This window comes from Verrucosispora sp. WMMA2121 (genome assembly GCF_027460185.1).
Taxonomy (GTDB): domain Bacteria; phylum Actinomycetota; class Actinomycetes; order Mycobacteriales; family Micromonosporaceae; genus Micromonospora; species Micromonospora palythoicola.
Genome location: NZ_JAPZBH010000006.1, coordinates 50156 through 74842 on the forward strand (window position 1 = coordinate 50156; position 24687 = coordinate 74842).

Below are 24687 nucleotides of genomic sequence, written 5' to 3' on the forward strand. Positions count from 1 at the left end.
CCGTTGCATTCCTCGCGCTCACCGGAGAACCTTTCCGTCCAGAACCGTCGCCTCGCCACGCAGGAAGGTCGCCACGATGCGACCCGGCAGCGTCATCCGGGCGTACGGGGTGTTGCGGCTACGGCTGGCCAGTTCCGCCGGCTCGATCACCCGACGGGCCGCCGGGTCGACCAGGGTCAGGGTGGCCGGCGCGCCGGGAGCCGGATCGTGGCCGTGCTCGGTGAGCCCGGCGATCCGGGCCGGGGTACGGGACATCCGCTCGGCGATCAGGTCCCACCGCGGACCCAGCACGTCGAGCGCGATGGACAGCGCCGTCTCCAGCCCGAGCATGCCCGGCCGAGCGTACGCCCACTCGCACTCCTTGTCCTCGACGGCGTGCGGGGCGTGGTCGGTGGCGACGATGTCGATCACTCCGTCGACCAGGGCGGTCCGCAGCGCGGCGATGTCGGTGGCGGTCCGCAGCGGCGGGTTGACCTTGAACACGGGGTCGTAGGTCTCGGCACGCGCGTCGGTGAGCAGCAGGTGGTGCGGGGTCACCTCGGCGGTGACGCGTACCCCTCGGGCCTTGGCGTGGCGGAGCACCTCGACGCTGCCGGCGGTGGAGACGTGGCAGACGTGCAGCCGGCTGCCCACGTGCTCGGCCAGCAGCACGTCCCGCGCGATGATCGCCTCCTCGGCGACCGCCGGCCAGCCGGTCAGACCCAGCCGGGTGGAGACCTCACCCTCGTGCATCTGTGCGCCCTCGGTGAGCCGGGGCTCCTCGGCGTGCTGGGCGATGATGCCGTCGAAGGCCTTCACGTACTCCAGCGCCCGACGCATCAGGCGGGGGTCGGCGACGCAGTGGCCGTCGTCGGAGAAGATCCGCACCCGGGCCGCCGAGTCGGCCATCGCGCCGAGTTCGGCCAGCCGCTCGCCGGCCAGACCGACGGTGACCGCGCCGATCGGCTGCACGTCGACCAGCCCGGCCTCGCGGCCGAGCCGCCACACCTGTTCCACCACGCCCGCGGTGTCGGCCACCGGCGAGGTGTTCGCCATCGCGCAGACCGCCGTGTAGCCGCCGAGGGCCGCCGCCCGGGAACCGGTCTCGACGGTCTCGGCGTCCTCCCGGCCGGGCTCGCGCAGGTGGGTGTGCAGGTCGACCAGGCCGGGCAGGGCGACCAGCCCGTCGGCGTCGACCACCGTGGCGTCGGGCGCGGCGAGCCCCGCGCCGGTCTCGGCGACGACGCCGTCGCGGATCAGCAGGTCGGTCGGTGCGGCGCCGAGGACGCTGACGTTCCTGATCAGGTACGAGTTCACTGTGCTTCCTTCGTTCGCGACTGCGGGGCTCGCAGAACCGGCTCACTCCTCGCGCTCACCGGTTGTTCCCCCCGAGCAGCAGGTAGAGGACGGCCATCCGGACGGAGACCCCGTTGGCGACCTGTTCGACGATGGTGGAGCGGGGCGAGTCCGCGACCTCCGGCGTGATCTCCATGCCCCGGTTCATCGGGCCGGGGTGCATGACGATGGCGTGCTCGGGCAGTCGGCCCATCCGCGGTCCGTCCAGGCCGTACCGGCGGGCGTACTCACGGGCGGACGGGAAGTAGGAGTCGTTCATCCGCTCGCGCTGCACCCGCAGCATCATCACCACGTCCGCGGCGGGCAGCACCGCGTCGAGGTCGTAGCAGACGTCGGTACCGGGAGCGAGGGCGGCGGCGATGTCGACCGGGATCAGCGTGGGCGGTCCGACCAGCGTCACCTTGGCACCGAGGGTGGACAGCAGCAACACGTTGGAGCGCGCCACCCGGGAGTGCAGCACGTCGCCGACCACCGCCACCGACAGGCCGGCCAGCCGCCCCAGCCGGGACCGCATCGTGTACGCGTCGAGCAGCGCCTGGGTGGGATGCTCGTGGGTGCCGTCGCCGGCGTTGACCACCGAACCGTCGACCCAGTCGGCGAGGCGGTGCGGGGCACCCGAGGCGGGGTGACGAACCACCACCGCGTCGGCCCCCATCGCCTGCAGGGTCAACGCGGTGTCCTTCAGGCTCTCACCCTTGGCGACGCTGGAACCCTTCGCCGAAAAGTTGATCACATCGGCGCTGAGCCGCTTGGCCGCCGCCTCGAACGAGATCCGGGTCCGGGTCGAGTCCTCGTAGAAGAGGTTGACCACGGTCCGGCCGCGCAACGCGGGCAGCTTCTTGACCTCGCGTCCGGCCACCGCGGCCATCTCCGCCGCGGTGTCCAGGATCTGGGTGGCGGTGTCGGCGTCGAGGTCCGCGCCGGAGAGCAGGTGCCTGATCATGAGGAGGCCTCCTCGCCGTGGAGCCGGACCTCGTCCACGCCGTCGGTCTCGGCCAGCGTCACCTTGACGTTCTCGGCGAGCGCGGTCGGGATGTTCTTGCCGACGTAGTCGGCGCGGATCGGTAGCTGCCGGTGCCCCCGGTCGACGAGCACGGCGAGTTGCACCGAGGCGGGCCGCCCCAGGTCGCCGAGCGCGTCGAGGGCGGCCCGGACGGTCCGCCCGGAGAAGAGGACGTCATCGACGAGGATCACCCGTTTGCCGTCGATGCCACCGGCCGGCAACTGGGTGGGGCCGACCGCGCGGGTGGCGTGTCGGCGCAGGTCGTCGCGGTAGAGAGTGATGTCGAGCACGCCGACCGGCACGGAGATGCCCTCGAAGGAACTGATCCGGGCGGCGAGGCGGTCGGCGAGGGGGGCACCCCGGGTGGGGATGCCGAGCAACACGGTGTCGGCCGCGCCCTGGGTCTTCTCGAGGATCTGGTGAGCGATGCGATCGACCACGCGGTGCAGGTCGGCGCTGGTCAGAATCACCTTTACCGAGGGTTGTCGCGGCGGCGACGACTGGGCAGCCGGTGGGTAGGCCACGGCGGACCTCCTTCCCCGCCTCACGGGACGGGTCGTTAAAGGACGTCGGAACCTCCCGGCCGGGCCGGGAGCGGCCGGCGGAGGGGCTTGGGCAACGTTACCAGTGGTCGTCGCCGCCTCGACGCGCGGGCACCAGGTACGACGGCGTCACCCGTCGCCGTTGGCTGACCGGCCAGTCAGCGAGACGAAACCGGACAAGTCACCCGGAGTGCACCACGGGAAGATCGCGACCACTTGACCAGGTGTACGAATCCCCGTACCGTCACGCTCCGTAGCGAATCGCTGGGAGAACCCGAGCAGCACTGGGAGTGTCCGAATGCCCTCTGAATACGCCAAGTCTCTGGGCGCCCGCCTGCGCTCCATCCGCCAGCAGCAGGGCCTGTCCCTGCAGGGGGTGGAGGAGAAGTCGAACGGGCGATGGAAGGCCGTCGTGGTCGGCTCGTACGAGCGCGGCGACCGGGCCGTCACGGTGTCCCGACTGGCCGAGCTGGCCGAGTTCTACCGCGTTCCGGTCTCGGAGTTGCTGCCCGACGGCAGCGGGGTGCGACACGAACCCACCAGCAAGATCGTTCTTGACCTGGAGCGTCTCTACGACGAGGCCAGCGAGGACCTCGCCTACGTGGCCCGCTACGCGCGCGCCATCCAGCAGCAGCGCGGGGACTACAACGGCCGGGTGCTGTCGATCCGCGCCGACGACCTGCGTGCCCTCGCGATCGTCTACGACGCCTCACCGTCCGGCCTGATCGAGCGGCTGACCGAGCACGGCGTACTGGTCGCCGACCCCCGGGCATTCTTCGCCTCCTGAGATCAACCACGCGACAAGGGCCCGTGCCATCCGGCACGGGCCCTTTTTCGTCGCTCTCGTCGCAGCTGCGCGGCGGTCATCGGCCACCGCCACCCACCTCAGCGGGTGGCGTACTCGGCGATCCGGCCGAGCAGACCGTTGAGGAAGCGCGGCGAGTCGTCGGTCGACATCTGCCGCGCCAGCTCCACCGCCTCGCTGATCGCCACCGCGTCGTCGATCTCGTCCAGGTAGAGCAGCTCGTAGACCGCGATCCGGGCGAGGTTACGGTCGACCACCGGCATCCGGTCGAGCGTCCAGCCCTCGGCGTAGCTGGAGATCAGCTCGTCGATCCGGTCCAGATGCCCGGCCACCCCCTCGACCAGGCCGACCGCGTACCCCAGGTGGTCAGGGCGCGGCTTCTCGATCCGCTCGACGTAGCCGGCCAGCACCTCGACCGGCGGACGATCACGCAGGTCGGCCTCGAAGAGCACGTCCAACGCCCGCTTACGCGCCTTGCGGCGCGCCGGCATCTGCTGCTTCGGACCCTCGGACATCAGGCGCGGCCGAGGTAACGGCCGTCGCGGGTGTCGACCTTGATCTTCTCGCCGGTGGTGACGAAGAGCGGCACCTGGACGGTCGCACCCGTCTCCACCGTCGCCGGCTTGTTGCCACCGGTGGACCGGTCCCCCTGCAGACCCGGCTCGGTGTAGGTGACCTCCAGCACCACCGAGGTCGGCAGCTCGATGTAGAGCGGCACGCCCTCGTGGGTGGCCACGATCGCCTCGGCCTCGGGCAGCAGGTAGTTGGCGGCCTCGCCGACCGTCCCGCCGAGCACCGTGATCTGGTCGAACGTCTCCATGTCCATGAAGACGTAGTCCTCGCCGTCGGCGTAGAGATACTGCATCGTGCGCTTGTCCACGGTCGCGGTCTCGACCTTGGTGCCCGCGTTGAAGGTCTTGTCGACCACCTTGCCGGAGAGCACGTTCTTCAGCGTGGTACGCACAAACGCACCACCCTTACCGGGCTTGACGTGCTGGAACTCGACGACGGCCCAGAGCTCCCCGTCGAGGTTGAGTACCAGGCCGTTCTTCAGGTCGTTGGTGGTGGCCATTTCCTGCCTTGATCATCATTTGGCGGACAGACCTGGCAAGTCTACTAGCCGCTCCCCGACCCGCCGACCGCCGTCGCCCGCTGCTGGCCGCCCACCCCCGTCCGGCCCGTCCCTCCGCAGTCCACACGGCGTGACGAGGTCCGGCGCGGTCCGGCACGGTCCGGCACGGTCGGGCGCGGTCCGGCGCGGTCCGGCGTGACACGCACGGTTTGCACGCCGTGCCTGGCACAGTCGGTAATGCTCCGTCCCCACCCTCACTACCAGGTTGGCCCCTTTGCTCTGCTTCAACCCACGCAACAGTCACGTTCCGTGACAGCAACGCCTCACATCGTCGCCTCACCGCGTCAGGAAGATGCTGGTCAGCCGCTAGTGCGTGGGTTGAAGCAGAGCAAAGGACCGCGAGGGAAGGTGGGTGGGGGCGCCGGCTCGTCACCGAGGGTATGCGACACCAAACGTAGTGGGCGGTGCGCATGAGGCGTTGGAAGGTGTCAGCCGGGCTGGGCGCGAGGCGGGACGCACGCCAGCCGAGCCGGACTCAGGCGGGGCCGGACTGAGGCCGCGCCGGACTGAGGCGGAGCCGGACTGAGGCGGAGCCGGACTCAGGCGGGCTGGTCGCGGCGGTTGGCCAGGTGGTGCAGGGCGAGGCGGTAGCCGTCGACGCCCAGTCCGCAGATCACGCCGGTCGCCACCGCCGAGACGACCGAGTGGTGGCGGAACTCCTCCCGGGCATGGATGTTGGAGATGTGCACCTCCACCAGCGGCCCACGAAGCATCGCGCAGGCGTCCCGCACCGCGATCGAGTAGTGCGACCAGGCCGCCGGGTTGAGCACCACGGCGGCACCCTCGTCGGCGGCGGCGTGCAGCCAGCCGAGCAACTCGTGCTCGGCGTCGGTTTGCCGCACGACGACGTCCAGCCCGAGGTCACGACCGGTTGTCTCGCACAGTTCCACCAGGTCGGCGTAGCTGGTCACTCCGTAGACGTCGACCTGGCGGGTGCCCAACCGGCCCAGGTTCGGTCCGTTGAGCACGTACACCTTCATGCTCACCGAGGCATCTCCGTTCGCGCTCACCCGGACACGGCGGCGTAGGCGGAGTGCAGCAGGTCGTCGTCCGGGCCGTCGAGGATCGCCGGGCGGGCCAACCCGTCGAGCACCACGAAACGCAGCCGACTGCCCCGGGCCTTCTTGTCCACCCGCATGGTGGCCAGCAGGCGGGACCACGCGTCGGCGTGGTAACCGGTCGGCAGGTCGAGCGCCGTCAGCACCGCACGGTGCCGCGCCGCGGTGGCCGCGTCCAACCGGCCGGCGAGGCGGGCCAGCTCGGCGGCGTACACCAGGCCGACCGACACCGCGTGACCGTGCCGCCAGCGGTACCCCTCGACCTTCTCGATCGCGTGGGCCAGCGTGTGCCCGTAGTTGAGCACCTCCCGTACGCCCGACTCCCGCAGGTCCCCCGCGACCACGTCGGCCTTGACCTGGATGGCCCGCTCGATCAGCTCCCGGGTGACCGGCCCGGCGGGGTCGGTCGCGGCGGCCGGATCGGCCTCGATCAGGTCGAGGATGACCGGATCGGCGATGAAGCCGCACTTGACCACCTCGGCCAGGCCGGCGGCCAGGTCGGCCGACGGGAGGCTGTCCAGCGTGGCGAGGTCGGCCAGCACACCGACCGGCGGGTGGAAGGCACCGACGAGGTTCTTGCCGGCGGCGGTGTTGATCCCGGTCTTGCCGCCGACCGCCGCGTCGACCATGCCGAGCAACGAGGTGGCCACCGGCACCCAGCGCACCCCGCGCAGCCAGCACGCCGCCACGAACCCGGCCAGGTCGGTGACGGCACCGCCACCGATACCGACCACCGCGTCGGTACGGGTGAACCCCGCCTCGCCGAGCCGGTCCCAGCACTGCGCCGCGACGTCGACATGCTTGCCGGCCTCGGCGTCGGGTACCTCGATCGGCAGGGGCGTCACCCCGGCCGCCGCCAGGCCGGCGCCGACCGCGTCGGCCAGTTCCTTCAGGGGCGGCGTGTGCAGCACCGCCGCCCGGGTGGCGTCGGGCAGCAGACCAGGCAGCGCACCGAGCAGGTCGCGGCCGACCAGCACGTCGTACGGTCGGTCGCCGCCGACCGGGATCCGGGTCACCTCGTCCATCGCCGGGAGCCTAGCCCACCCACCACCGATCCGACCCGCGCCGCCACCGGGGTGCCCGAGGGGTGGAACAACGTTTAGGGATGAGCACAACGGGCACGGGCAGCCGGGGGCTACGGGCGAGAGGGAGTCGACATGAGCGGGCGGACGATCGACGGTGCGGACATCCGGCTGCCCGCCACCATCCTCGGCTTCGGCCTCGGCGGCTTCGTCGACGGCATCCTGCTGCACCAGGTCTTCCAGTGGCACCACATGCTCAGCAGCACCGGCAGCGACAACATCGGGGTACGCGAGTACCCGGTGGACACCGTCGCGGGGCTGGAGATGAACACCGTCTGGGACGGTCTGTTCCACGTGGTGGCCTGGGTGGCCGTCCTCACCGGCCTCGCGATGCTCTACTCGCGGGTGACCCGCTCCCGGGGCCGGCTCTGGCGCTCGCCCATGCTGTGGGGCTGGGCGCTGATCGGGTGGGGGCTGTTCAACCTGATCGAAGGCGTCATCGACCACCACATCCTGGGCATCCACCACGTCCGCGCCGGCGAACATCAGCTCTGGTGGGATCTGGGCTTCCTCGCGTTGGGCGTGGTGCTGATCGTCGTCGGCTGGCTCGTGCAGCGCCGCGCCACCGCCGTCGACGCGGGTGCCGACGAGCGGCGGACGCGGACCCGGGGCCGACCGGGGTGAGCCCGCCGCTGGTGGTGGGCCCGGCCCTGGTCTCGGCGCACGGCACCGAGCACGGCACCACGGTCGGTCCGGCGCTGCTCGTACCGCTGCTGGCCGGCTGGCTCTACCTGGCCGCCGCACTGCGGCAACGCGCCCCCGACCGGCCCGGCTGGAGCCACTGGCGCACGGCCGCCTTCGCCGCCGGGTGCGCCCTGCTCGCCACCGGGCTGCTGGTGCCGACCGACGATTTCGCCGGACACATGTGGCAGCACCTGCTGCTCGGCATGCTGGCGCCGCTGGGGCTGGTGCTCGGCGCACCCGGCGTCCTGACCTTGCGCTGCCTCGACCGGCGGACCGGCCGGACGGCACTGCGCAGGCTGAGCCATCCGGCGCTGCGACCGCTGACCCACCCGGTCACCGGGCTGCTGCTCACCGCCGGCGGGCTGTGGCTGCTCTACCTCACCCCGCTGTACCGGGCCACCCTCGACAGCGCGGCCCTGCACGACCTGGTCAACCTGCACTTCCTGCTCAGCGGGCTGCTGTTCACCTGGTCGATCGCCGGCCCGGAACCCTACCCGCACCGGGCCCGGGTACCGGTCCGGCTGGTGGTGCTCGGCGCGGCCGTGGTCGCCCACGCCAGCCTCGCCCAACTGATGTACGCGGGTCTGCTGGTCGACGTGCCGGCGACCGCGGAGCAGCTGCGCGCCGGCGCGACGGTGATGTACTACGGCGGCGACCTCGCCGAGATCCTGCTCGCCCTGGCCCTGCTGACCACCTGGCGTCCCGGACCACGTCGCCGGACCGTCGGCACCGCCGTCACCGTCGGCTCCTGATCCGAGCCGGCTCGCGCGCGACCGCAGACGTTGCCCGGGGCGTCCGCGCTACCGCTTCAGCAAGGCGACGATCTCGGCGACGATCTCCTCGGGGGTGCGGCCGTCGGTGACGACCGTGGCGGTGGCGACCTCGGCGTAGAGCGGCCGACGCTGGTCCATCAGGTGTTTGAGGGTGGCCCGGGGGTTGATCGCCAACAGCGGCCGACCGACGCCGAGACCCACCCGCTTCACCGCGTCCGGCAGCTCGACGGAGAGGTGCACCACCCGGTGACCGACGAGTGCGGCCCGGTTCTCCTCGGCCAGGATCGCGCCGCCGCCGAGGGCGAGCACCCCGGAGCAGCAGGCCAGCGCCGCGGCCAGCGCCGCCCGTTCGAGGGTACGGAAGTGCGCCTCACCCTCGTCGACGAAGATCTCCGGGATCGGCTTGCCGGCGAGGCGCTCGATGTCGGCGTCGGTGTCCCGGAACTCGACGCCGAGCGTCTCGGCCAAGCCCTGCCCGATGGTGGTCTTGCCCGAGCCGGGCGCGCCGACCAGCACACAGACCGGTCGGGTCGGAGCGGTCACCGGATCACCAGCGCGTCGAGGTAACCGGCCAGGTTGCGGCGCATCTCGGCGACCGAGTCACCACCGAACTTCTCCACCGCGGCCTCCGCCAGCACCAGCGCCACCATCGCCTCGGCGACCACGGCGGCGGCCGGCACCGCGCAGACGTCGGAGCGCTGGTTGATGGCGGTGGCCGGCTCACCGGTCGTCACGTCCACCGTGGCCAGCGCCCGGTTCAGCGAGGAGATCGGCTTCATCGCCGCCTTCACCCGCAGTGGCTCACCGGTGGTGATGCCGCCCTCCAGGCCGCCGGCCCGGTCGGTGACCCGGCGGACGCCGGTGGCGGTGGGCATGATCTCGTCGTGCGCCTCGGAACCCCGGGACCGGGCCTGCTGCCAGCCGTCGCCGATCTCCACACCCTTGATCGCCTGGATCGACATCAGCGCGGTGGCCAGCCGGGCGTCGAGCTTGCGGTCCCACTGCACGTGGCTGCCCAGACCGGGCGGTACGCCGTACGCCAGCACCTCGACCACGCCGCCGAGGGTGTCGGCAGCCTTCTTCGCGGCGTCGACCTCGGCGACCATCCGGGCGCTGGCCTCCGGGTCGAGGCAGCGCAGCGGGTCGGCGTCGATCCGCTCGGCGTCCTCCGGCCGGGGCCGCAGCCCCGGCTTGACGCCGATCGGGCCCAGCTCGACCACGTGCGAGACGATCTCGATGCCGAGGGCCTGGCGCACCAGCGCCTTGGCCACCGTGCCGACGGCGACCCGGGCGGCGGTCTCCCGCGCGCTGGCCCGCTCCAGGATCGGCCGCGCGTCGGTGTGGCCGTACTTCTGCATGCCGGCCAGGTCGGCGTGGCCGGGCCGGGGCCGGGTCAGCGGCGCGTTGCGGGCCTGCCGGGCCAACTCGTCGGGGTCGACCGGGTCGGCGGCCATCACGGTGCGCCACTTGGGCCACTCGGAGTTGCCGACCCGGACGGCGACCGGGCTGCCCAGGGTGACGCCGTGCCGCAGGCCGCCGATGATCTCGATCTCGTCCTGCTCGAAGGCCATCCGGGCACCCCGGCCGTAGCCGAGCCGGCGGCGGGCCAGCTCCCCGGCGATGTCGGTGGAGGTCACCTCGACACCGGCCGGCACCCCCTCCAGCAACGCGACGAGAGCGGGTCCGTGCGATTCCCCTGCGGTCAACCAACGCAACACAGGCATGAGTCTGTCACGCCCGGAGCCCGGCGCCCCGCGCCGCCCGGCGCGTCCCGCCTTCCGGACGCGACGGGCGGCGCGGGCGGGTCAGATGCCTCGGCCGCGTCGGTGCAGGGTACGCAGCACCGTGTCGGCGCGGACCACCCGCCCGGCGACCGCCAGGGCCAGGTAGGCCCGGGGCTCGCGTGGGTTGTGCCGGATGGTCTGCCGGGCCCAGCGCACCGCACCCCGGGAGTCGCCCGACGCCGCGCGGGCGAAGGCGATCTGCCCGGTGACCCGGGCCTGTCCCGCCGGTTGGCTGGCGAACTCGGGATAGCGGTCCAGCAGCCACTGCAGCGCCTCGGAGATGGTGTCCCACCGCTGCGCGAAGTAGGACCGCTTGTGCCAGCGCACCACCACGTACGGAGTGCGCAGGTTGACCAGCGGGGCGCTGCGGGCGGCCCGGAGCAGGAACTCGTAGTCCTCGGCGTAGCTGCCGGGGATCTCCTCGTCGACGAGCCCAAACCCGTCGCGCAGCGCCGACGCCCGGATGACGAAGGTCGACGGGTGCAGCTCGGTCATCCGGTCCCGCAGCAGCTCGGCCAGGCTGATCGAGTCGCGGTCCAGCACCCGCTCGACGGTGTGCCCGTCGTAGCTGACCCGGATGCCGCAGCTGACGAACTCGGCACCGGGCACCGCGTTCAGGGCGTCGACCTGGGCGCGCAGCTTGCCGGGCAGCCACTCGTCGTCGTCGTCGCAGAAGGCGACCAGCTCACCGGTGGCGGCCAGGGTGCCGGTGTTGCGCGCGCCGGCCAGGCCCGGGGTCCGCGAGTTGGTGACCACCCGCACCGGCCGGTCCGGAGCCGACAGCTCGGCCAGGGAGGCGTCCGGTTCGGACTGGTCGTACACCACGACCACCTCGACCGGAGCCGGGTAGTCCTGGGCGACGATGGCCCGTACCGCGGCCCGCAGCAGCTCGGGCCGGTCGCGGGTGGGCACCACCGCGCTCACGCTCGGGTACCGGGTCACAGCTTCCGCCTTCCGTTCGGGCCGTGCCACGGCCGCCACCAGGGTCGGTGCTGCCGCTGCGCGGCGGCCACCAGGTCCTCGACGATCACGCCCACCCGCCGCACCGCGGCCCGCCGCCCGTCGGCCGCGTCGGCGTTTACGGCGACGGTGAACCGGTCCCGGTCGGCGAGACCGCTGGTCAGCGTGTCCAGCAACTCCTGCCGGGACTCGCAGAGCGCCACCAGGCCGGCCGCGCCGAGCCGGCGGGCGAACAACAGCTGATGGTCGTCGACGTGCTCGCCACGGGTCGGGTCGCGGGGCACCACGATCGGCAGGTGTCCGTGCCGGCGGGCCTCCAGGATGGTGGCCGGGCCACCGTGGCAGACCACCAGGTCGGCCCGGGCCATCGCCGCCTGCAACTCGGCGTGGCCGAGGAACGGCACCGCGTCGGGTAGGTCCGCGGCCCGGGTGTGTCCGTGCTGCACGGTCAGCCGGACCTCGCCGGCGATCTCGTCGTGCCAGTGGCGCAGCCAGTCGACCAGCCGGTCGAACGGATGCTTGTCGGTGCCGACGGCCACCAGCACCTGTGGCCGACCGTCGGTGCGCGGCTCGCGGGGCTCCGGTACGCGTACCGTCGGCTCGTCGGGGGCCGGGCGAGGGCGCAGCGGCGTGGCGCGGTGCCCGTCACCGGGCGCGTCGCCGCTCACAGCAGCGTCCCCACGACGGTGGCCTCCGGGTACTGGCGGCGCTGCTCCTCCCACTGCACGAGCATCGCCGACAGGAACGGCCGGCACAGCCGGGCGGTCAGCGTCGGTGTGTCGATCCGGTCGTAGACCTCGATGTAGACCGTCGGGATGCGGCGCAGCCGGGCCAGCACGACGAACGGCACCGCCACGCCCGCGCCGGTGGTGACCACCGCGGCGACCCGCCGTCGCCGCAGCACCCGGACGGCCAGCCACGCGTTGCGCAGCAGGTTGCCCAGGTGGCGGGTGGTGGGATGGTACGCCGGGACGACGTCCTCCCCGGCCAGGAGCGACAGCGCCTCCGGCGTGTCGAAGGTGACCCAGCATCGCCGCCAGGTCTCGTACCAGGGCCGCAGGGCGAGCAACTGCGCCAGGTGCCCTCCGCTCGACCCGACCAGCAGCAGCACCGGCTGCTGATCGGCTCCCAGTTTGTTGTTGTCCACGCGACTCCCCACAAGTCCGCTTGACGTGTCGGTCAGCTGTGTCGGTTCGAAATGGTGTCCAGCAGGGCGGGATGCAGCGCCGGGTTCCAGCCGGCACCGGCGTCGGCCAGCCGCCAGGTCCGCAACCACATCTCCACCAGGTAGGCATCGGCCACCAGCCGCTGCCCGGCCCGGTCCAGCCCCAGCGCCTCGCCGTGCCGGTCCAGCCAGGTGTCGACCTGCCGGGCCGCCACCGCGGCCGGTTCGCCGCGCGCCACGAGCGCCCGCTGGAACGCGTCGTGGGCCAGGTCGAACCCGACGGGCACCTCCGGCCCGCTGTGCTCCCAGTCCCAGGCGACGAGTTCCCCCTCGTGCCGGCCGAGGTTCCACGGCACCCAGTCGCCGTGCCAGTGGCCGAACTCGACGGCGACGTCACCGTGCCGGCGGGCCAGGTCGGCGACGACGGCCGACGCACGCTCGCCGACGGCGTCCACGGCCCGCCGCGCCTGCTCGGTCAGGCGGGCCAGGAACGGTGAGCCGGCCAGCGGCCTGGCCGGCGCCGGCGGGCGACCACGCCGGGCCACCGCGAGCAGCGCCGCCAGGTCGGGCGGCGCGTCGATGGGCAGCCCCCGGATCCGCGCCGGCAGCGGCTCGACCACCGCCACCGCCTGCCCGGCCCAGGCGAACTCGGTGAGCAGGCGCGTGGTGCCGGGGTGCCCGGCCGTCCCGGCACGGCCGGCGACCTCACGCAGCGCCGCGGCCTCGGCGGTGACCAGCGCCCGCGTGGCGTCGTTCCAGCCGATCTTCGCGTACCCGCGCGGTTCGCCCCGGTCGTCGAACAGTTGCAGCGTCGGCTTGTGGTTCGGGTCCGGCGGACGCACCCCGCAGGCCGCGTGCACCGGCGTGCCGAGTTCGGCACCGACCCGCGCGGCGAGCAGCACCTGCGCCGGGTCGAGCCCGACCGGCAGCGCCACGGTCAGCACCGGAAAGGGTGCCCGGTCCACCGCGCCGGCCCGCGCCGCCACGCCGAGCACCGCCCGCGCCGCGCGCAGCTTCGCCGGGCGCAGGGCGTTGTACGACAGCAGCGCCGCCGCCGCGACCCGGGGGCGACCCAACGGCAGCAGGAAGCGGGCCCGAGCCACCGACGGCACCACCGCGTACCGGGCCACGACGGTGTGCCCGGCCGGTGGCTCGGCGTCCACGGTCACCGCCACCCGCGGGTCGGAGAAGACCGCCCGGGTGACCCAGCCCAGCCCGTCGTCCCGGCTCCGGGGGTCGCCCGTGGTGGTGGCGGAGGCGGTCACGCGACCCGGTCCGGCCAGTCGAGCCGCAACCCCAGCCGCTGCCGCAACGCCTCGTTGTGTGGGCGGTAGTACGCGGTCAGCTCGGCACGCAGCGCCGGCTCCAGGGGTGCCGACCGCCGGTCGTTGTAGACCTTGAAGTTGGGCAGGTCGAACGGGGGCAGGCCGAGGAAGTCCAGGGTGCGCCGGTAGGTCGCCCGCGCGTCGGCGTACAGCTCCTCGCTGGGCAGGAAGAGGAGCTGGCCGCGGTCGAAGCGCTCCAGCCACGGTTGCAGGTGCTCCAGGTACCGGCCCCGGGCCCGGTAGGTGTACCAGTCGTAGGGCTCGCTGAAGTGGTTCGGTTCGGCGATCAGCCGTTCCCGCTCCCCCGCCGTGCGCTCCTCCTCGGCGGCCAGCGCGGCGGCGAAGTCGAGCGGCTCCACCCCGTTGGTCCGCCGTTCCTTCCAGTGCGAGTAGGCCCGTTCCACCGGGTCGCGCAGCAGCACGATCAGCCGCACCGAGGGCATCAGCGCACTGACCCGCTCGGCGGTCAGCGGATGGAACATGTACAGCGGGGCGGCCTCACCGACCCGGACCGGACCGCCGTGGCGGTTCTCCAGTGCCTCCCGCTGCCGCACCGTCGGAAAGTGCGAGCGGTACCACGCCTCGCCGCGACTCCAGTGCTCCTCGAAGTAGTGCGAGGACTTCGTGTTCCAGGCGGGAAAGAGCCGGGGTACCAGCGGATGCTGGATCAGGTAGTTCCACAGCGAGGTGGTGCCGCCGCGTTTGGTGCCGATGATGAGGAAGTCCGGCAACGGCCGCCGGTCGCTGGTGCGTACCCCGTAGTCGACGAGGCTTTCCCGTACCCGGTTCGTCACCTGGGTCGGCACCAACTGCTTCACCCGGTCCCGAATGGACGACACGACGAATTCACCTGCCCTTCGATGTCCGTGGCGGGTCGCCGGCCGGCGACCCGCCACGGATCTGCACCATGGTCACCCGGATGCCGCGCCGCACCCGGGGCAACGTCAACAAGCCGACGCAGGCGGTGGCGAGCGTGGCCACCGCGAGCAGCAGTCCGGCGATGTCTCGGCCCGCCACCGCCAGGCCGGCCACCGCCGCGAGCCCGACCCCCGTCACGGTGACCGCCGCCGCGGCCAGCATCCGGGCGTCGACCAGGGGTTCGCGCACCACGAGCCGGGCGAAGGTGGCCGCGCAGAGGTTCTCGGTCACGATGCCGGCGGCCCACGCCACCGCCGCCCCGGTCGCCCCGTGGGCGGGAATCAGCGCCAACCCGCCGCCGACGGTGACCAGCAGTCCGGCCAGTGCCGCGGCCAGATGCAGGCCGCTGCGCCCGCCCATCAGCAGCAGACTCTGCACGTTGCCGACCCCGGTGTTGACGAGCATCGCCAGGGCCAGCACCGTCATCGCGGCGGCGCCGGTGGTGAACTCCGGGCCGAACAGCGCCAGGAAGGCCGGTGCGAAGACGGCGAGCAGCAGGTACACCGGCCAGGAGAGCACCAGGCCCCAGCCGGTCAGCTGCCGGTGCACCGCGGCGGCGGCGGTCCGTTCGCCCCGGCCGAGCAGCCGCGACAGTTGCGGGGCGGTGGCCACCCGCAGCCCCTGCATGGCGAGTTGGCCGGCGAGGACGTAGCGGCCGACGGCACCGAAGACACCGGCGTCGGCCGGGCCGGCCAGGGCCGAGGTGAGCAGCACCCCGATCCACATGCTGCCCGCGTCGATCGCCGCCGAGGCGGCGCGGGGCAGCGCGAACCGCCAGAACGTGGCCCAGTCGCCGCGCCGCGGACGCAGCGGGGCGCCGGCGCCGATCCCGAGCGGCCCGGCCACCAGGATCAGGCACACCAGCAGTGCCACGGCGGCGGGCAGCAGCCAGCCGGTCATCCCCGCCAGCAGCCCGCCACCGGCGAGCACCGCCGCGCCGACGAGCAGGGGGCGGACGACCGGCAGCAGCAGGAACTGCACCGCGACGTAGGACCGCATCGGGCGGACGCAGCGCACCACCGCCAGCAGCAGGTTCATCGCGACCACCACGGGCACCGCCGCGAAGGTCACCACCAGCAGCGGCCCGCCCGCCGGGCCCAGCAGCCGACCGGCGAGCGGCCCGGCCAGCCACGCGCCGCCCACCGCGACCAGCACGGCCACCAGCAACGGTGGGATCACGGCGACCGGCAGCACCCGGGCGCCGTCCCCGGTGGCGCCGGCCCGTCGCCGGGGCAACGCCCAGATCAGACCGGTCTCCGCGCCGAGGGTGCAGATCGCGGCGGCGACGGTCACCACGCCGATGGCGGCGAAGAACGCGCCCGCCCCGGTGGTGCCGTAGCCACGGGTGATGACCACCGCGAGCACGAAGCCGAACAGACCACTGGTCGCCGCGCCGAGCAGCCCGGCCACCCCGCTGCGGGTGCTGCGCCGGGTCTCGGCCGCCCCGTCGGCCGCCGCCGTGCCGGCGGGGACGCTTGCCGTACGCCCGGGATCCTCGCCCGTCGGTGGGCTGGTGGTCGCCGTCACGCCGGCACCACCGCCGCCCGCCGCGACAACCCACCCGGTGCGGTACGGCGTTCCCGTTCGCACAGCGCGAACGCGAAGGCCACCGCGAAGAAGGCCACCGCGAGGTTCTGGTTGGCCATCCCGTAGAAGGGCACCTGTACCAGACAGATCAGCGGGACGACGGAGAGCCACTGCCCCGCCGCCGAGGTGGCCCGGGCGCAGCTCAGCGCGGCGGCGACAAACCAGGCCAGAAAGCAGAGCAGGGCCGGTACGCCGTGGCTGAACAACACCATCCACAACTGACCCTGGGTGCCGATCGGCGCGTCGGCGGTGACGGTGTCCACCTCCATCGGCGCGCCGTAGCCCAGCCAGGGCGAGTCACCCACCCGGCGCAGCACCTCGGCGTAGAGCGAGAGCCGGTCGGTGTTGGTGTCGCTGGACTCGACCCGATTGCCGATCAGCTCGGCGACCGGGATGAACAGGCTGGCGATGCCGCCGAGTACCACCATCCCGCCGATGGAGGCGGCCACCCGGACGTTGCCGCGCAGCGCCGCCCGCACGCCGAGCACGGCCAGCCCGACGCCGAGACTGAGGAACATCGCCCGGTTGAGCGTGAGGAACGCCGGAACCAGCGACACCGGCAACGACGCCAGCAGCGCCCAGCGCAGCAGGCCGCGCCGTCGCAGCATGGTGTACGCGACCACACACGGCAACGTCATCGCGTACGCGCTGCCGTAGTTGTTGGTGTACGCGTACGGGGCCGCCGGGCGGTAGATCGGGTTGAGCGACCGGGCGCTGTACTCCGCGGTGCTCAGGTGGACCATGTCGCTGATGAACGGCACCCCGGACACGCCCGGTGGCAGCAGCGCCTCGACCGGGGTGGTCAGTTCCAGGCGCGGCACCAGCACGCCCAGCCAGCCCAGCGCGACAAGCGCGAACCAGAACGCGCACAGCGGCACCAGCACGGCGGCCTGGTCGGGACGCTCCCGGGCGACGGTGTAGACGTAGACCGCGACGACGAGCGCGGTGAGGTAGAACGCCAGCCGCAGCACGAAGGTGGGCAGCGAGCTCGGTGCCGCCAGTCGGGTCACGCTGACCACCGCGAGGGCCACGAACAGCAGCCAGATTCCCGTGGCGGGGGGCAGCGGCACCCGGCCCCGGGTGGCCAGCAGGGTGAACAGCAGGGCACCCAGCAGCGGCCAGCCGAGGTAGAAGGCGCCGGCCACCCACCAGAGCGGGACCAGCCCGAACATCGCCACCAGCGGCCACAGCGGCAGTCGGGGCGGCAGCGGGGAGGTGGGCTGCACGGCGGCAGCGGCCGGTCGGGGCGGCTCGGTGGTCGCCGGGGCGCGGGTGAGCGGCACGCCTCAGCTCCGCCCGCTGCGGCACAGCACGAAGCCCAGCGGGTTGACCCCGGCCGCCCGCAGCCGCTCGGCGAGCCGGCGCAGGTCGGCCTGACGGGTGCGGTCGCGTTCGACCACGACCACGGCGGTCCCCTGCCGGGCCGCCGCCACACCCCGCTCGTCGGCCTCGGCCGGCGGGGCGTTGTACAGCACCAGACGCTGGTCGGCGCCCTGCCGCCAGGTGCCGAACCGCACACTGCCGGCCCCCACCACCACCTGCTGCTCGTCGCCGGTGGCCCGGCCGTTCTCGCCACTGCTGGCGGTCCTGGCGACGCGGGGCAGGGTGAGCGTGGCTTCCGGGTCGGTCGAGGGCCGGGCACCGACCGGATGCGGGGAGGGACGTCGGGTGATGACCTCGGTCGGACCGTCGTCGGTGTCCGGGGCGGCGGTGCGGGGCTTGGGCACGGTGGGCCGGGTCGGGTCGATGGCCGCCGGCAACCGGCCCCGGTCGGTGAGCACCGTGGCCCGCAGCCGGTCGATCCGACCGCTGTCGTCGGCCACGAACACCTCCCGTCCGGCCACGGCGAGAGCGACCGCGAGCCCGGCGGTGATCGCGGTGGCGTCCTCCCGGGCGGTCACCACCGCGACCCGGGCGGGTTGGCGTACCCGCTCGGCGACGGCCATCGCCACGTACCGGATGTCGGCGTCGACCGCCCGGCCGCGTAGCCGGGCGCGGCGGACGGTGCCCAGCAGCGGCAGGCCGGTGCTGTCCCGCGCATCGGCCACGCTGCGGATACGCCGGTCCGCCGACTCCCACAGGAAGGCGAGCACCAGACCGATCACGGTCCCACCGAGCAGCCCACCGGCGAGCAGCAGTGACGAACCGCCGGAGGTGGTGGCCAACGCCCGCTCGGCGCTACGGGTGACCCAGCCCGGGTTCACGTCGACCGCGGCGATCTCCGTACGGGCGGAGCTGAGCTGGGTGAGCTGGTTGTTGATGCCGCCGAGTTCGGCGACCGCCGCGTCCGCGGCGGCCGCGTCCCGGGCGTTGTTGATCCTGCGCTGCACGGTGTTGCGCTGGGCGATGATCTTGTCGATGCTCTCGTCGTACGAGTTCAGCATCTCCTCGCGCTGCTTCTCGTACATCCCGCGCCGGATGTCCAGATAGCTCTGCGCGGCCAGGTTCGCGCCGGCCACCGCCCGTTCGGCGTCGCCGGCCCGGTAGATGAAGCGCAGGATCTGACCGCCGGCGGGCACCTCGACCTCGAGGGCGTCGCGCACCGTGCGCTGGTCCGAGTCGAACGTCGCGGCGAGCTTCGCGACGACCTCGGTGCCGGTGGCGATCCCGCTCTCCACGTTCATGTTCACCGCCCGGTCGGCGGCGGCGCCGCTGGGCGTGAAGGCGTCGGTGACCACCGGTCGGACCGCCACCACCGCGTTCGCCGTCACCGTGGCCGGCGACACCAGCACGTAGCCGACCGCGGCGAGCAGTCCACCGAGGGCCACCGCCGCGACCAACCGGGCCCGGTGCAGGGGCACCCGCAGCATGTCGGTAATGGTGACGCTGCGGGACGTCGGGGCACCGGCCGGACCGTCGCCGGTCCAGCCGCTGGGCGCGGCATCAGTCATGGAACTTCTTCGCTATCTGTTGGGGATTGCCGATCACCACGACTCCGGGCGGCACGTCGGTGCGGACCACCGTCGCGGCACCCACGACGCTGTCCCGGCCGATCCGCACCCCCTTCATGACCAACGCGTGCGCACCGATCCACACGTTGTCCTCGACGGTGATCGGCGCTCGGCTGGCCGGCGTCGGCGGGTCGTGGCGTCGCTCCGGGTCCAGGTTGTGGAAGTCGTTGTCGAGCAGTTCGCAGTCCGACAGCAGGCACCGGTCGCCGATGGTCACCGAGGTCCAGGTGCCGATCCAGGTCGCGTTGAGCAGACAGTCGGCGCCCACCCGCACCTCGCCGGGCCCGGCGAAGCGGACCAGCTTGTTCAACCGGGTGTGCTCGCCGATGCTGACCCGCACGCCGCGGCGCAGCCGGATCCGGCCACGGATCTCCACCCCCGCCCCCAGCCGCAGGCGCGGATAACGCAGCCGATACCAGCCACGCTTGACCGCGAAGACGATACGCACGACGAGTCCACGTCGGATGCCGGACAACGAGCCTCCCCACCTTCCTCGGGTCGGCGGCGGGAGACCCGACGCCGACCCGAGGTGAACAAAATACCGAGGATTCGTTACGAGCGGTGAACGCTACGGCACTGAAAAGAACATCGAGGCGGTCGACCAGGTCAGTTCCGGCGTCGCCTCGGCGACGAGCGTCGACTCCGCGCCGTTGACCGCGGCGGTGGGCGCCAGGGTCGGGTCGAACGCCACGCTGCGCAGCGATCCGTTGGTCGCCCCGTAGACGATCCGCCCGTCCACCCAGGCCATGCCGCGTACCGCCGACCAGGTCACACCCGTGGTGGGCAGCACGAACTCGGTGGCACCCAGGTAGCTGCCGTCGATCTCGAAGTAGCGGTAGTAGAGGTTGTTCGCCCCGCTGCGGGTGTAGTAGAGCCGGCCGTCGAGATAGAACGCGCCGGTCAACAGCGCCGGGTTGTACCAGTCGTTGTAGCCGGACGCCTCCCACGACCCACCGATCGTGGAGCCGTTGAACAGCGAGACGTCGATCCGGCTGCCGGTCGGTGTTCCGGCGACCACGTGGGACCAGTAGATCCGGTCGTCGACCAGCCAGGTCGCGCCCGCGTCGGTGTAGTTCGGCTGGCTGACGACGGCGGCGTTGGCGGTGTCCAGGGTGGTGCCGTCGAACGGCACCCGCGCCACCTCACCCGGACCGACGTTCAGGTGCAGGTGGCCACTGCTACCCGTCGGCGGGTTCTTCGGGATGATCGTGCGCCCACCGCTGATCGGGAAGACACCGAGTCGACCGTGGTACTCGTTGCCCATGCCGTCGGAGTTGTGTCCGAAGTAGAGGCCGGCGCTGCCGCGCCACAGCACGGGCACCGACGATCCCCAGGAGCTGGCGCCGGAGGGCAGGTCGGAGCCGCCGCTGCGGCGGGGGTTCCAGTTCACCGGCATCCCGGTGGCCGGGGTGACCGCGCCGATGCCCAGCCGGTCGATGGCCCCGTTGCCGGCGCGGTCACTGGCGTTCGGGTTGTTCAGCCAGCGGAAGTGCCCGCCGAGGTAGATGATGTTGTCGGCCACCTCGACGGAGGTGATGGTGTCGTTGCCGGTGAAGTTCACCCAGGTGGCAACCTGGTTGGGCCCCCGGTGGGCGGTCTCGAAGCGGACCAGGGCGTCGCAGTAGGCGCTCGGCCAGCCCGACCCGCCGTTGGTGCCGACGACGAACCAGGTGCCGTCGCCGCCGAAGCGTACGTCCTGCACGTAGTGCACGAACGTCGCCGGGTTGGCGCACGGCGCGACGAACCGCTCCGAACTCCAGTCGATGACGCTCGGTGTGCCCGTCACGTCGATCAGCGCGATCTGGTTACGCGGCAGTTCGTTGACGTAGAGGAAGTTGCCGCCGACGACGAGGGTGCCGCCGTCCGGGGAGACGTCGATGGTCCAGGCGTACATGCTGGTGCCGTGCCGGCCGACGGTCGTGTTGATGTCGAAGGTCGGATCGATCTCTCCGGTCGTCGCGTCCAACCGGCCGAGCCCGGAGTGCGCGGTGCCGTTGAGCCAGTTGAAGGCCCCGGCCACGTACAGCCAGTTGCCGTGCAGCACCAGGTCACGCACGGTGCCGCCGTCGGAGCGCCCGGCCCAGCTGTCGATCATCATGCCGGTGGACGGTTCGAGCGCCACCAGGTTCCGGCGGGACACCCCGTTGACGTTCTTGAAGGCGCCGCCGACGATCAGCGTGCCGCCGGGGCCGGCGATGAGTGAGTTGACCGCACCGTCGAGCACCGGCAGGAAGGTCGTCGAGATCGTCCCGGTGGTCCGGTCGTACGCGAACAGGTAGCTGCGGGCGATCCAGGCCGAGGCGGCCGTCTGGCGGATCTGCGTGAAGCTGCCTCCGACGTAGACCGTGTTGCCGATCTCGGCGAAGGCGCGAGCCTCACCGTTGCGGGCGTGCGGAGTCTGGTCGGCCGGATCGGTCGAGACCAGGGTGGCCGGCTCGGGTGCCGGTACCACGGTCGCGGAAGCCGCGGTGGGCGCGGTAAGTACGGCCGCGACCGTCACCAACGCGACGGTCGCGGCCAGGAGTCGATGCCGACGGATGGAACGCCACGACAAGGAGTATGTGGGCACGCTGCGCCTCCAGAGTGGACGAGAATGCACGTAGCGTGCCCGCTCCACGCTGGAGGGCGGCATCCGCCGATTGGACGGACGGTGGATCAGGAAACGGACAACCTTGTCTACCGTCGGATTTCCGACAATCGCTGTGGCGGCCCGTGCTCCCGACTCGGCTCAGCTCGGTTCAGCGGCCCCCTCCCGTCGGCTGCCGCAGGTAGCTGTCCCGTCCCGCGGCGGCGAATCCGGCCACCGCCGCCGCGTCCTGGTTCATCATCATGTTGCAGGTGCTCGTCGTCTTCGTCATGCCCGCCGAGTTGAAGTAGATCGCCGCCTTGATCTTCGGGTGGGCCTTCAGCGCCGCCGGGAACTCCTCGAACCAGCGCCGCTTCGCGTTCGGATCGGCGGCGTTCATGTTGGTGCCGAACTCGGCGAGCATCCGCGGCTTGCCCGCACCGATGCCGTTCTCGTCGAGCCAGCGGTAGAAGGAGCCGATGGTGGTGCTGGGGCTCTTCCAGACGGTGCTGCCGTTGCAGACGTGGAAGTTGTACGGGTCCCAGGCCACCCAGTCGACGTAGCGGTCACCGGGATAGAGCCCCGCGTACCGGTCGTAGTGGCCGGACCAGCCCATCATCGTCCAGACCCAGACGGCGTTGTCGGCCTTGGCGTCGGCGAACCGGTCGTGCACGTACCGCCAGGCCCGGACGAAGTCGGCGTCGCTGCCCTTGGCCGGCTCGTCCTCCGGCTCGTGGTCGAACCCGATGAAGACCGGCTGGCCGATCGCCCGGATCCGGCCGGCGACCGCGTCGATCGTCGCGTCGTACCGTCCGCTGTAGACGTCCTTCCAGGTCAGCACCGTACCCGAGGAGAAGACCCGACTCTCCCAGGCGAAGAACATGAGCCGCCCGTCGCGCATCTGCTGCTGTTGGAACTCGTCCGGGAAGGCGCCGTTGCTGCCGGTGTTCGAGAAGTCGTGATAGCGGTGGACGACGTCGAACTTCCGCCCGACCTGCTTCTCCACGTCGCTGACCGCCTTGCCGTGATCCCAGCCGGCGGCGGCGTTCGTCGGTGAGTACATCCCCCACCAGGCACCGCAGCCGGGGACCAGCTTCGCCGAGACGGTTCCGCACTTGCCCGGATCCGGTGGCGGTGGCGAGCTGGGGCTGGGCCGGGCGGGCGACGGGCTCACGCTCGGCGAGACGGTCGGCGAGGCCGGCGGACGGCTGGCGGTGGCCGACGGCGTCGGCGCGACGCTGGGCGAGGCGGACGGCGGCCGGATTCCCACCCCGTCGTAGCTGATCGCCAGGCGCGGGCGCAGATCGGCGTTGCGGTTCTCGCCGGAGGCCCAGTAGATGCGGCTGTCCAACCCGGCCTGCGCCAGTGACAGCGTCCAGATGCCGTTGCCGGTGACCAGACCCGAGACGTCCCACTCGTTGAATCCCTTGGCGACGCCGCTGACGGTGTCCAGCGCCGCGCCCAGCGGGGCCGGCATCGGACGGGCGGCGCGGGCGTCGAGGCGCGACTCGTGCGCGGTCACCGTCGCCTGGAACCTCTGCCAGGCGTGCACCCGCAGCGTGGCCCGTACGTTCACCGCGTTCGCCGGCAGCGAGGTGACCAGGAAGGTCAGCACCGCCTCACGGGCGCCGCGCGGATTGCCGTCGCAGGGTGCGGGACAGGTCGCCAGGGTCGACTTGACGCTGTTGTCGCCATCCTGCGGCACCGCCGTGGCGGTGGTGTCGGCCACCACGGCGACCGACAGGTCGTCATCGGCGAGCAGCGGCACCATCGTCGCGCCGAGCCCCAGCACCACAGTGGTGCCGATGATGCCGAGCACCACGGCCTTACGCCGGCCGCCGCGATGTGGGATCAAGCGGTGCAGTCCGCGACTGGTCACGGATACTCCTCGTGTCTTCGACGATAACGCTGAGCAGCGTATCCGCGTACACAACGGAGCGTGCGGATGACGCCAGGACCTAAGCGCGTCTTAAACCTCAGCTAAGACACCCCTACCCCTCCCACCCCCGCCCCACCCCCGACCCACCTCGTTGATCATGAGGTCGGCGGCGGACGCGAAGATCGAACTTGCCGCCAACCTCATGGTCGACATAGGGAGCAGGCATCCGATGGACACGACGGAGGCCCCTGGCAGGAGCCAGGGGCCTCGGCGCCGGATGATGACTCAGCCTGCGGGATCGAGCTGCTTCGCCAGGTCGACGAAGGACCGCCACGATCGCGGGTCGAACCGGAGGGTGCCACCGTCGCGGTCCTTGGTGTCGACGACAGTGCTGCCAATGCATCCGTCACCACCGCCGCATCCGTCGCTGCCGCCGCCGCAGCGCGGCGAGCACCTACGCCAGCATCGACACGGTGTGCACCTGCCGCAGGATCGTCACGATCCGGGGTTGCCGGACGGTCGGCGTGACCCGGGGTTGCCGCAGGAGCAGCACGGCACGCACCTGCCGTACGGTTGGCACGAGGCGCACCTTCCGCAGCGGCAACGCGGTACGCACCTGCCGGAGTGGATGCGGGAGCCGACCCGGCCGTTGCCGATGCCGCGTCCGGGGCGTCCCGGCTGGCTCACCCCCGGGCAGCAGTGGCGGGCCAACGGGGGCCGCTGGTGACCGCCAGCGGCTCGGATGCGATCACCACCCGCCTCTTCGCTCCCGAGCGGGGCCCACGTCCCCAGCATCCGTACCCCTGTCGCGGCGAGGTGCCGCACACCCCGTTACGGCCGATGTGGTGCTGCCGCGCCGACGGGCAACCCTGGCCCTGCGGGCAGGCCCGGCTGCTGCTACGCGTCGAGTACGACGGCAACCTGCCCGGCCTGTCCATCTACCTCGCCGGCCTGATGTACGACGCCATGCGCGACCTCTACCACCTCAACCCCCACGACGCCCCAACCCCCACCACCCTCTTCACCCGCTTCATCGCCTGGACCCGCCACCAACCCGCCTGACGACCCCACCGCCGCCCCGACCGCCAGGGTTTAGGCCGCGTGGAACATGAGATCTTGGACATTTTCCGTTCCTCGT

Annotated in this window: 26 protein-coding genes; 5 read left to right on the forward strand and 21 right to left on the reverse strand. The window is 72.3% G+C overall.

Annotation, left to right across the window (positions count from 1 at the left end):
- Positions 1-18 precede the first annotated feature (18 nt).
- Genes O7605_RS09175 through pyrR form a run of 3 tightly spaced genes read right to left on the reverse strand, consistent with a single transcriptional unit; the run spans position 19 to position 2862 of the window.
- Positions 19-1296, reverse strand: a complete 1278-nt coding sequence (locus tag O7605_RS09175) for a dihydroorotase (RefSeq protein WP_269738780.1) — start codon at positions 1294-1296, stop codon at positions 19-21.
- Positions 1297-1351: 55 nt separating this feature from the next.
- On the reverse strand, positions 1352-2278 hold the full coding sequence (locus O7605_RS09180) for an aspartate carbamoyltransferase catalytic subunit (RefSeq protein WP_269738781.1): 927 nt from the start codon (positions 2276-2278) through the stop codon (positions 1352-1354).
- On the reverse strand, positions 2275-2862 hold the full coding sequence (pyrR, locus tag O7605_RS09185) for a bifunctional pyr operon transcriptional regulator/uracil phosphoribosyltransferase PyrR (RefSeq protein WP_269738782.1): 588 nt from the start codon (positions 2860-2862) through the stop codon (positions 2275-2277). Before pyrR ends, O7605_RS09180 begins: the two co-directional genes overlap by 4 nt.
- Before the next feature lie 316 nt (positions 2863-3178).
- Between pyrR and bldD the strand changes: the two genes are divergently transcribed.
- Positions 3179-3667: a transcriptional regulator BldD gene (gene bldD, locus O7605_RS09190; RefSeq protein ID WP_007458348.1), complete on the forward strand. Its 489-nt coding sequence runs from the start codon at positions 3179-3181 to the stop codon at positions 3665-3667.
- 98 nt (positions 3668-3765) lie between these two features.
- On the opposite strand, the gene nusB is transcribed toward bldD, so the two are convergent.
- The 4 genes from nusB to aroB form a co-directional block, all read right to left on the reverse strand.
- The gene (gene nusB / locus O7605_RS09195; RefSeq protein WP_170863437.1) at positions 3766-4176 is read right to left on the reverse strand and encodes a transcription antitermination factor NusB; all 411 of its coding nucleotides are present in this window, start codon (positions 4174-4176) and stop codon (positions 3766-3768) included.
- Between the two features lie 23 nt (positions 4177-4199).
- Positions 4200-4757 carry an elongation factor P gene (efp, locus tag O7605_RS09200; RefSeq protein ID WP_169599241.1) on the reverse strand — a complete coding sequence of 186 codons (558 nt, stop codon included), beginning with the start codon at positions 4755-4757 and terminating at the stop codon, positions 4200-4202.
- 599 nt (positions 4758-5356) lie between these two features.
- Entirely contained in the window at positions 5357-5797 is a 441-nt protein-coding gene (gene aroQ / locus O7605_RS09205) for a type II 3-dehydroquinate dehydratase (protein WP_269742573.1), read from the reverse strand.
- 26 nt (positions 5798-5823) lie between these two features.
- Positions 5824-6900, reverse strand: coding sequence for a 3-dehydroquinate synthase (gene aroB, locus O7605_RS09210; RefSeq protein WP_269738783.1), 1077 nt, complete (start codon positions 6898-6900; stop codon positions 5824-5826).
- A gap of 132 nt (positions 6901-7032) precedes the next feature.
- Between aroB and O7605_RS09215 the strand changes: the two genes are divergently transcribed.
- Both O7605_RS09215 and O7605_RS09220 read left to right on the forward strand, forming a co-directional pair.
- A complete protein-coding gene (locus O7605_RS09215; RefSeq protein ID WP_164445176.1) occupies positions 7033-7581 on the forward strand; it encodes a DUF2243 domain-containing protein in 549 nt (182 codons plus the stop codon).
- Complete coding sequence (locus O7605_RS09220; RefSeq protein WP_269738784.1) at positions 7578-8393, forward strand: cytochrome c oxidase assembly protein; 816 nt, start codon at positions 7578-7580, stop codon at positions 8391-8393. Before O7605_RS09215 ends, O7605_RS09220 begins: the two co-directional genes overlap by 4 nt.
- Positions 8394-8441: 48 nt before the next feature.
- Here the strand turns inward: O7605_RS09220 and O7605_RS09225 are convergent, their stop codons facing one another.
- From O7605_RS09225 to O7605_RS09290, 14 genes are all read right to left on the reverse strand, one after another.
- Positions 8442-8957: a shikimate kinase gene (locus O7605_RS09225; RefSeq protein ID WP_269738785.1), complete on the reverse strand. Its 516-nt coding sequence runs from the start codon at positions 8955-8957 to the stop codon at positions 8442-8444.
- Positions 8954-10132 carry a chorismate synthase gene (gene aroC, locus O7605_RS09230; RefSeq protein WP_269738786.1) on the reverse strand — a complete coding sequence of 393 codons (1179 nt, stop codon included), beginning with the start codon at positions 10130-10132 and terminating at the stop codon, positions 8954-8956. Before aroC ends, O7605_RS09225 begins: the two co-directional genes overlap by 4 nt.
- Positions 10133-10219: 87 nt before the next feature.
- On the reverse strand, positions 10220-11140 hold the full coding sequence (locus O7605_RS09235; protein ID WP_269738787.1) for a glycosyltransferase family 2 protein: 921 nt from the start codon (positions 11138-11140) through the stop codon (positions 10220-10222).
- The gene (locus O7605_RS09240; RefSeq protein WP_269742574.1) at positions 11137-11703 is read right to left on the reverse strand and encodes a glycosyltransferase; all 567 of its coding nucleotides are present in this window, start codon (positions 11701-11703) and stop codon (positions 11137-11139) included. Before O7605_RS09240 ends, O7605_RS09235 begins: the two co-directional genes overlap by 4 nt.
- Before the next feature lie 119 nt (positions 11704-11822).
- Positions 11823-12305, reverse strand: a complete 483-nt coding sequence (locus O7605_RS09245) for a UDP-N-acetylglucosamine--LPS N-acetylglucosamine transferase (RefSeq protein ID WP_269738788.1) — start codon at positions 12303-12305, stop codon at positions 11823-11825.
- A gap of 32 nt (positions 12306-12337) precedes the next feature.
- Positions 12338-13588, reverse strand: a complete 1251-nt coding sequence (locus tag O7605_RS09250; protein WP_269738789.1) for a hypothetical protein — start codon at positions 13586-13588, stop codon at positions 12338-12340.
- Positions 13585-14487, reverse strand: coding sequence for a sulfotransferase domain-containing protein (locus O7605_RS09255; RefSeq protein WP_269738790.1), 903 nt, complete (start codon positions 14485-14487; stop codon positions 13585-13587). Before O7605_RS09255 ends, O7605_RS09250 begins: the two co-directional genes overlap by 4 nt.
- A gap of 7 nt (positions 14488-14494) precedes the next feature.
- A complete protein-coding gene (locus tag O7605_RS09260; protein ID WP_269738791.1) occupies positions 14495-16093 on the reverse strand; it encodes a lipopolysaccharide biosynthesis protein in 1599 nt (532 codons plus the stop codon).
- Positions 16090-17436: an O-antigen ligase family protein gene (locus tag O7605_RS09265; protein ID WP_443083907.1), complete on the reverse strand. Its 1347-nt coding sequence runs from the start codon at positions 17434-17436 to the stop codon at positions 16090-16092. Before O7605_RS09265 ends, O7605_RS09260 begins: the two co-directional genes overlap by 4 nt.
- A 3-nt stretch (positions 17437-17439) precedes the next feature.
- On the reverse strand, positions 17440-19044 hold the full coding sequence (locus O7605_RS09270; RefSeq protein WP_269738792.1) for a lipopolysaccharide biosynthesis protein: 1605 nt from the start codon (positions 19042-19044) through the stop codon (positions 17440-17442).
- Entirely contained in the window at positions 19037-19579 is a 543-nt protein-coding gene (locus O7605_RS09275; protein ID WP_269738793.1) for an acyltransferase, read from the reverse strand. The genes O7605_RS09270 and O7605_RS09275 overlap by 8 nt, the downstream gene beginning before the upstream one ends.
- A gap of 93 nt (positions 19580-19672) precedes the next feature.
- Complete coding sequence (locus O7605_RS09280) at positions 19673-21625, reverse strand: hypothetical protein (RefSeq protein WP_269742576.1); 1953 nt, start codon at positions 21623-21625, stop codon at positions 19673-19675.
- A gap of 217 nt (positions 21626-21842) precedes the next feature.
- Complete coding sequence (locus tag O7605_RS09285) at positions 21843-23549, reverse strand: glycosyl hydrolase (RefSeq protein ID WP_269738794.1); 1707 nt, start codon at positions 23547-23549, stop codon at positions 21843-21845.
- 285 nt (positions 23550-23834) lie between these two features.
- Positions 23835-23948, reverse strand: coding sequence for a DUF397 domain-containing protein (locus O7605_RS09290; protein WP_443083977.1), 114 nt, complete (start codon positions 23946-23948; stop codon positions 23835-23837).
- Between O7605_RS09290 and O7605_RS09295 the strand changes: the two genes are divergently transcribed.
- Both O7605_RS09295 and O7605_RS09300 read left to right on the forward strand, forming a co-directional pair.
- Positions 23947-24276, forward strand: coding sequence for a hypothetical protein (locus tag O7605_RS09295; RefSeq protein ID WP_269738795.1), 330 nt, complete (start codon positions 23947-23949; stop codon positions 24274-24276). The genes O7605_RS09290 and O7605_RS09295 overlap by 2 nt on opposite strands.
- A complete protein-coding gene (locus tag O7605_RS09300; protein ID WP_269738796.1) occupies positions 24273-24611 on the forward strand; it encodes a hypothetical protein in 339 nt (112 codons plus the stop codon). Before O7605_RS09295 ends, O7605_RS09300 begins: the two co-directional genes overlap by 4 nt.
- Positions 24612-24687 lie beyond the last annotated feature (76 nt).

What these genes read in the sequence shown, in the direction of transcription:
- efp (WP_169599241.1), bottom strand. Translation starts at nt 4,757, where the DNA reads ATGGCCACCACCAACGACCTGAAGAACGGCCTGGTACTCAACCTCGAC.
- O7605_RS09180 (WP_269738781.1), bottom strand. Translation starts at nt 2,278, where the DNA reads ATGATCAGGCACCTGCTCTCCGGCGCGGACCTCGACGCCGACACCGCC.
- aroQ (WP_269742573.1), bottom strand. Translation starts at nt 5,797, where the DNA reads ATGAAGGTGTACGTGCTCAACGGACCGAACCTGGGCCGGTTGGGCACC.
- nusB (WP_170863437.1), bottom strand. Translation starts at nt 4,176, where the DNA reads ATGCCGGCGCGCCGCAAGGCGCGTAAGCGGGCGTTGGACGTGCTCTTC.
- O7605_RS09295 (WP_269738795.1), top strand. Translation starts at nt 23,947, where the DNA reads ATGCATCCGTCACCACCGCCGCATCCGTCGCTGCCGCCGCCGCAGCGC.
- bldD (WP_007458348.1), top strand. Translation starts at nt 3,179, where the DNA reads ATGCCCTCTGAATACGCCAAGTCTCTGGGCGCCCGCCTGCGCTCCATC.
- O7605_RS09270 (WP_269738792.1), bottom strand. Translation starts at nt 19,044, where the DNA reads ATGACTGATGCCGCGCCCAGCGGCTGGACCGGCGACGGTCCGGCCGGT.
- aroB (WP_269738783.1), bottom strand. Translation starts at nt 6,900, where the DNA reads ATGGACGAGGTGACCCGGATCCCGGTCGGCGGCGACCGACCGTACGAC.
- O7605_RS09215 (WP_164445176.1), top strand. Translation starts at nt 7,033, where the DNA reads ATGAGCGGGCGGACGATCGACGGTGCGGACATCCGGCTGCCCGCCACC.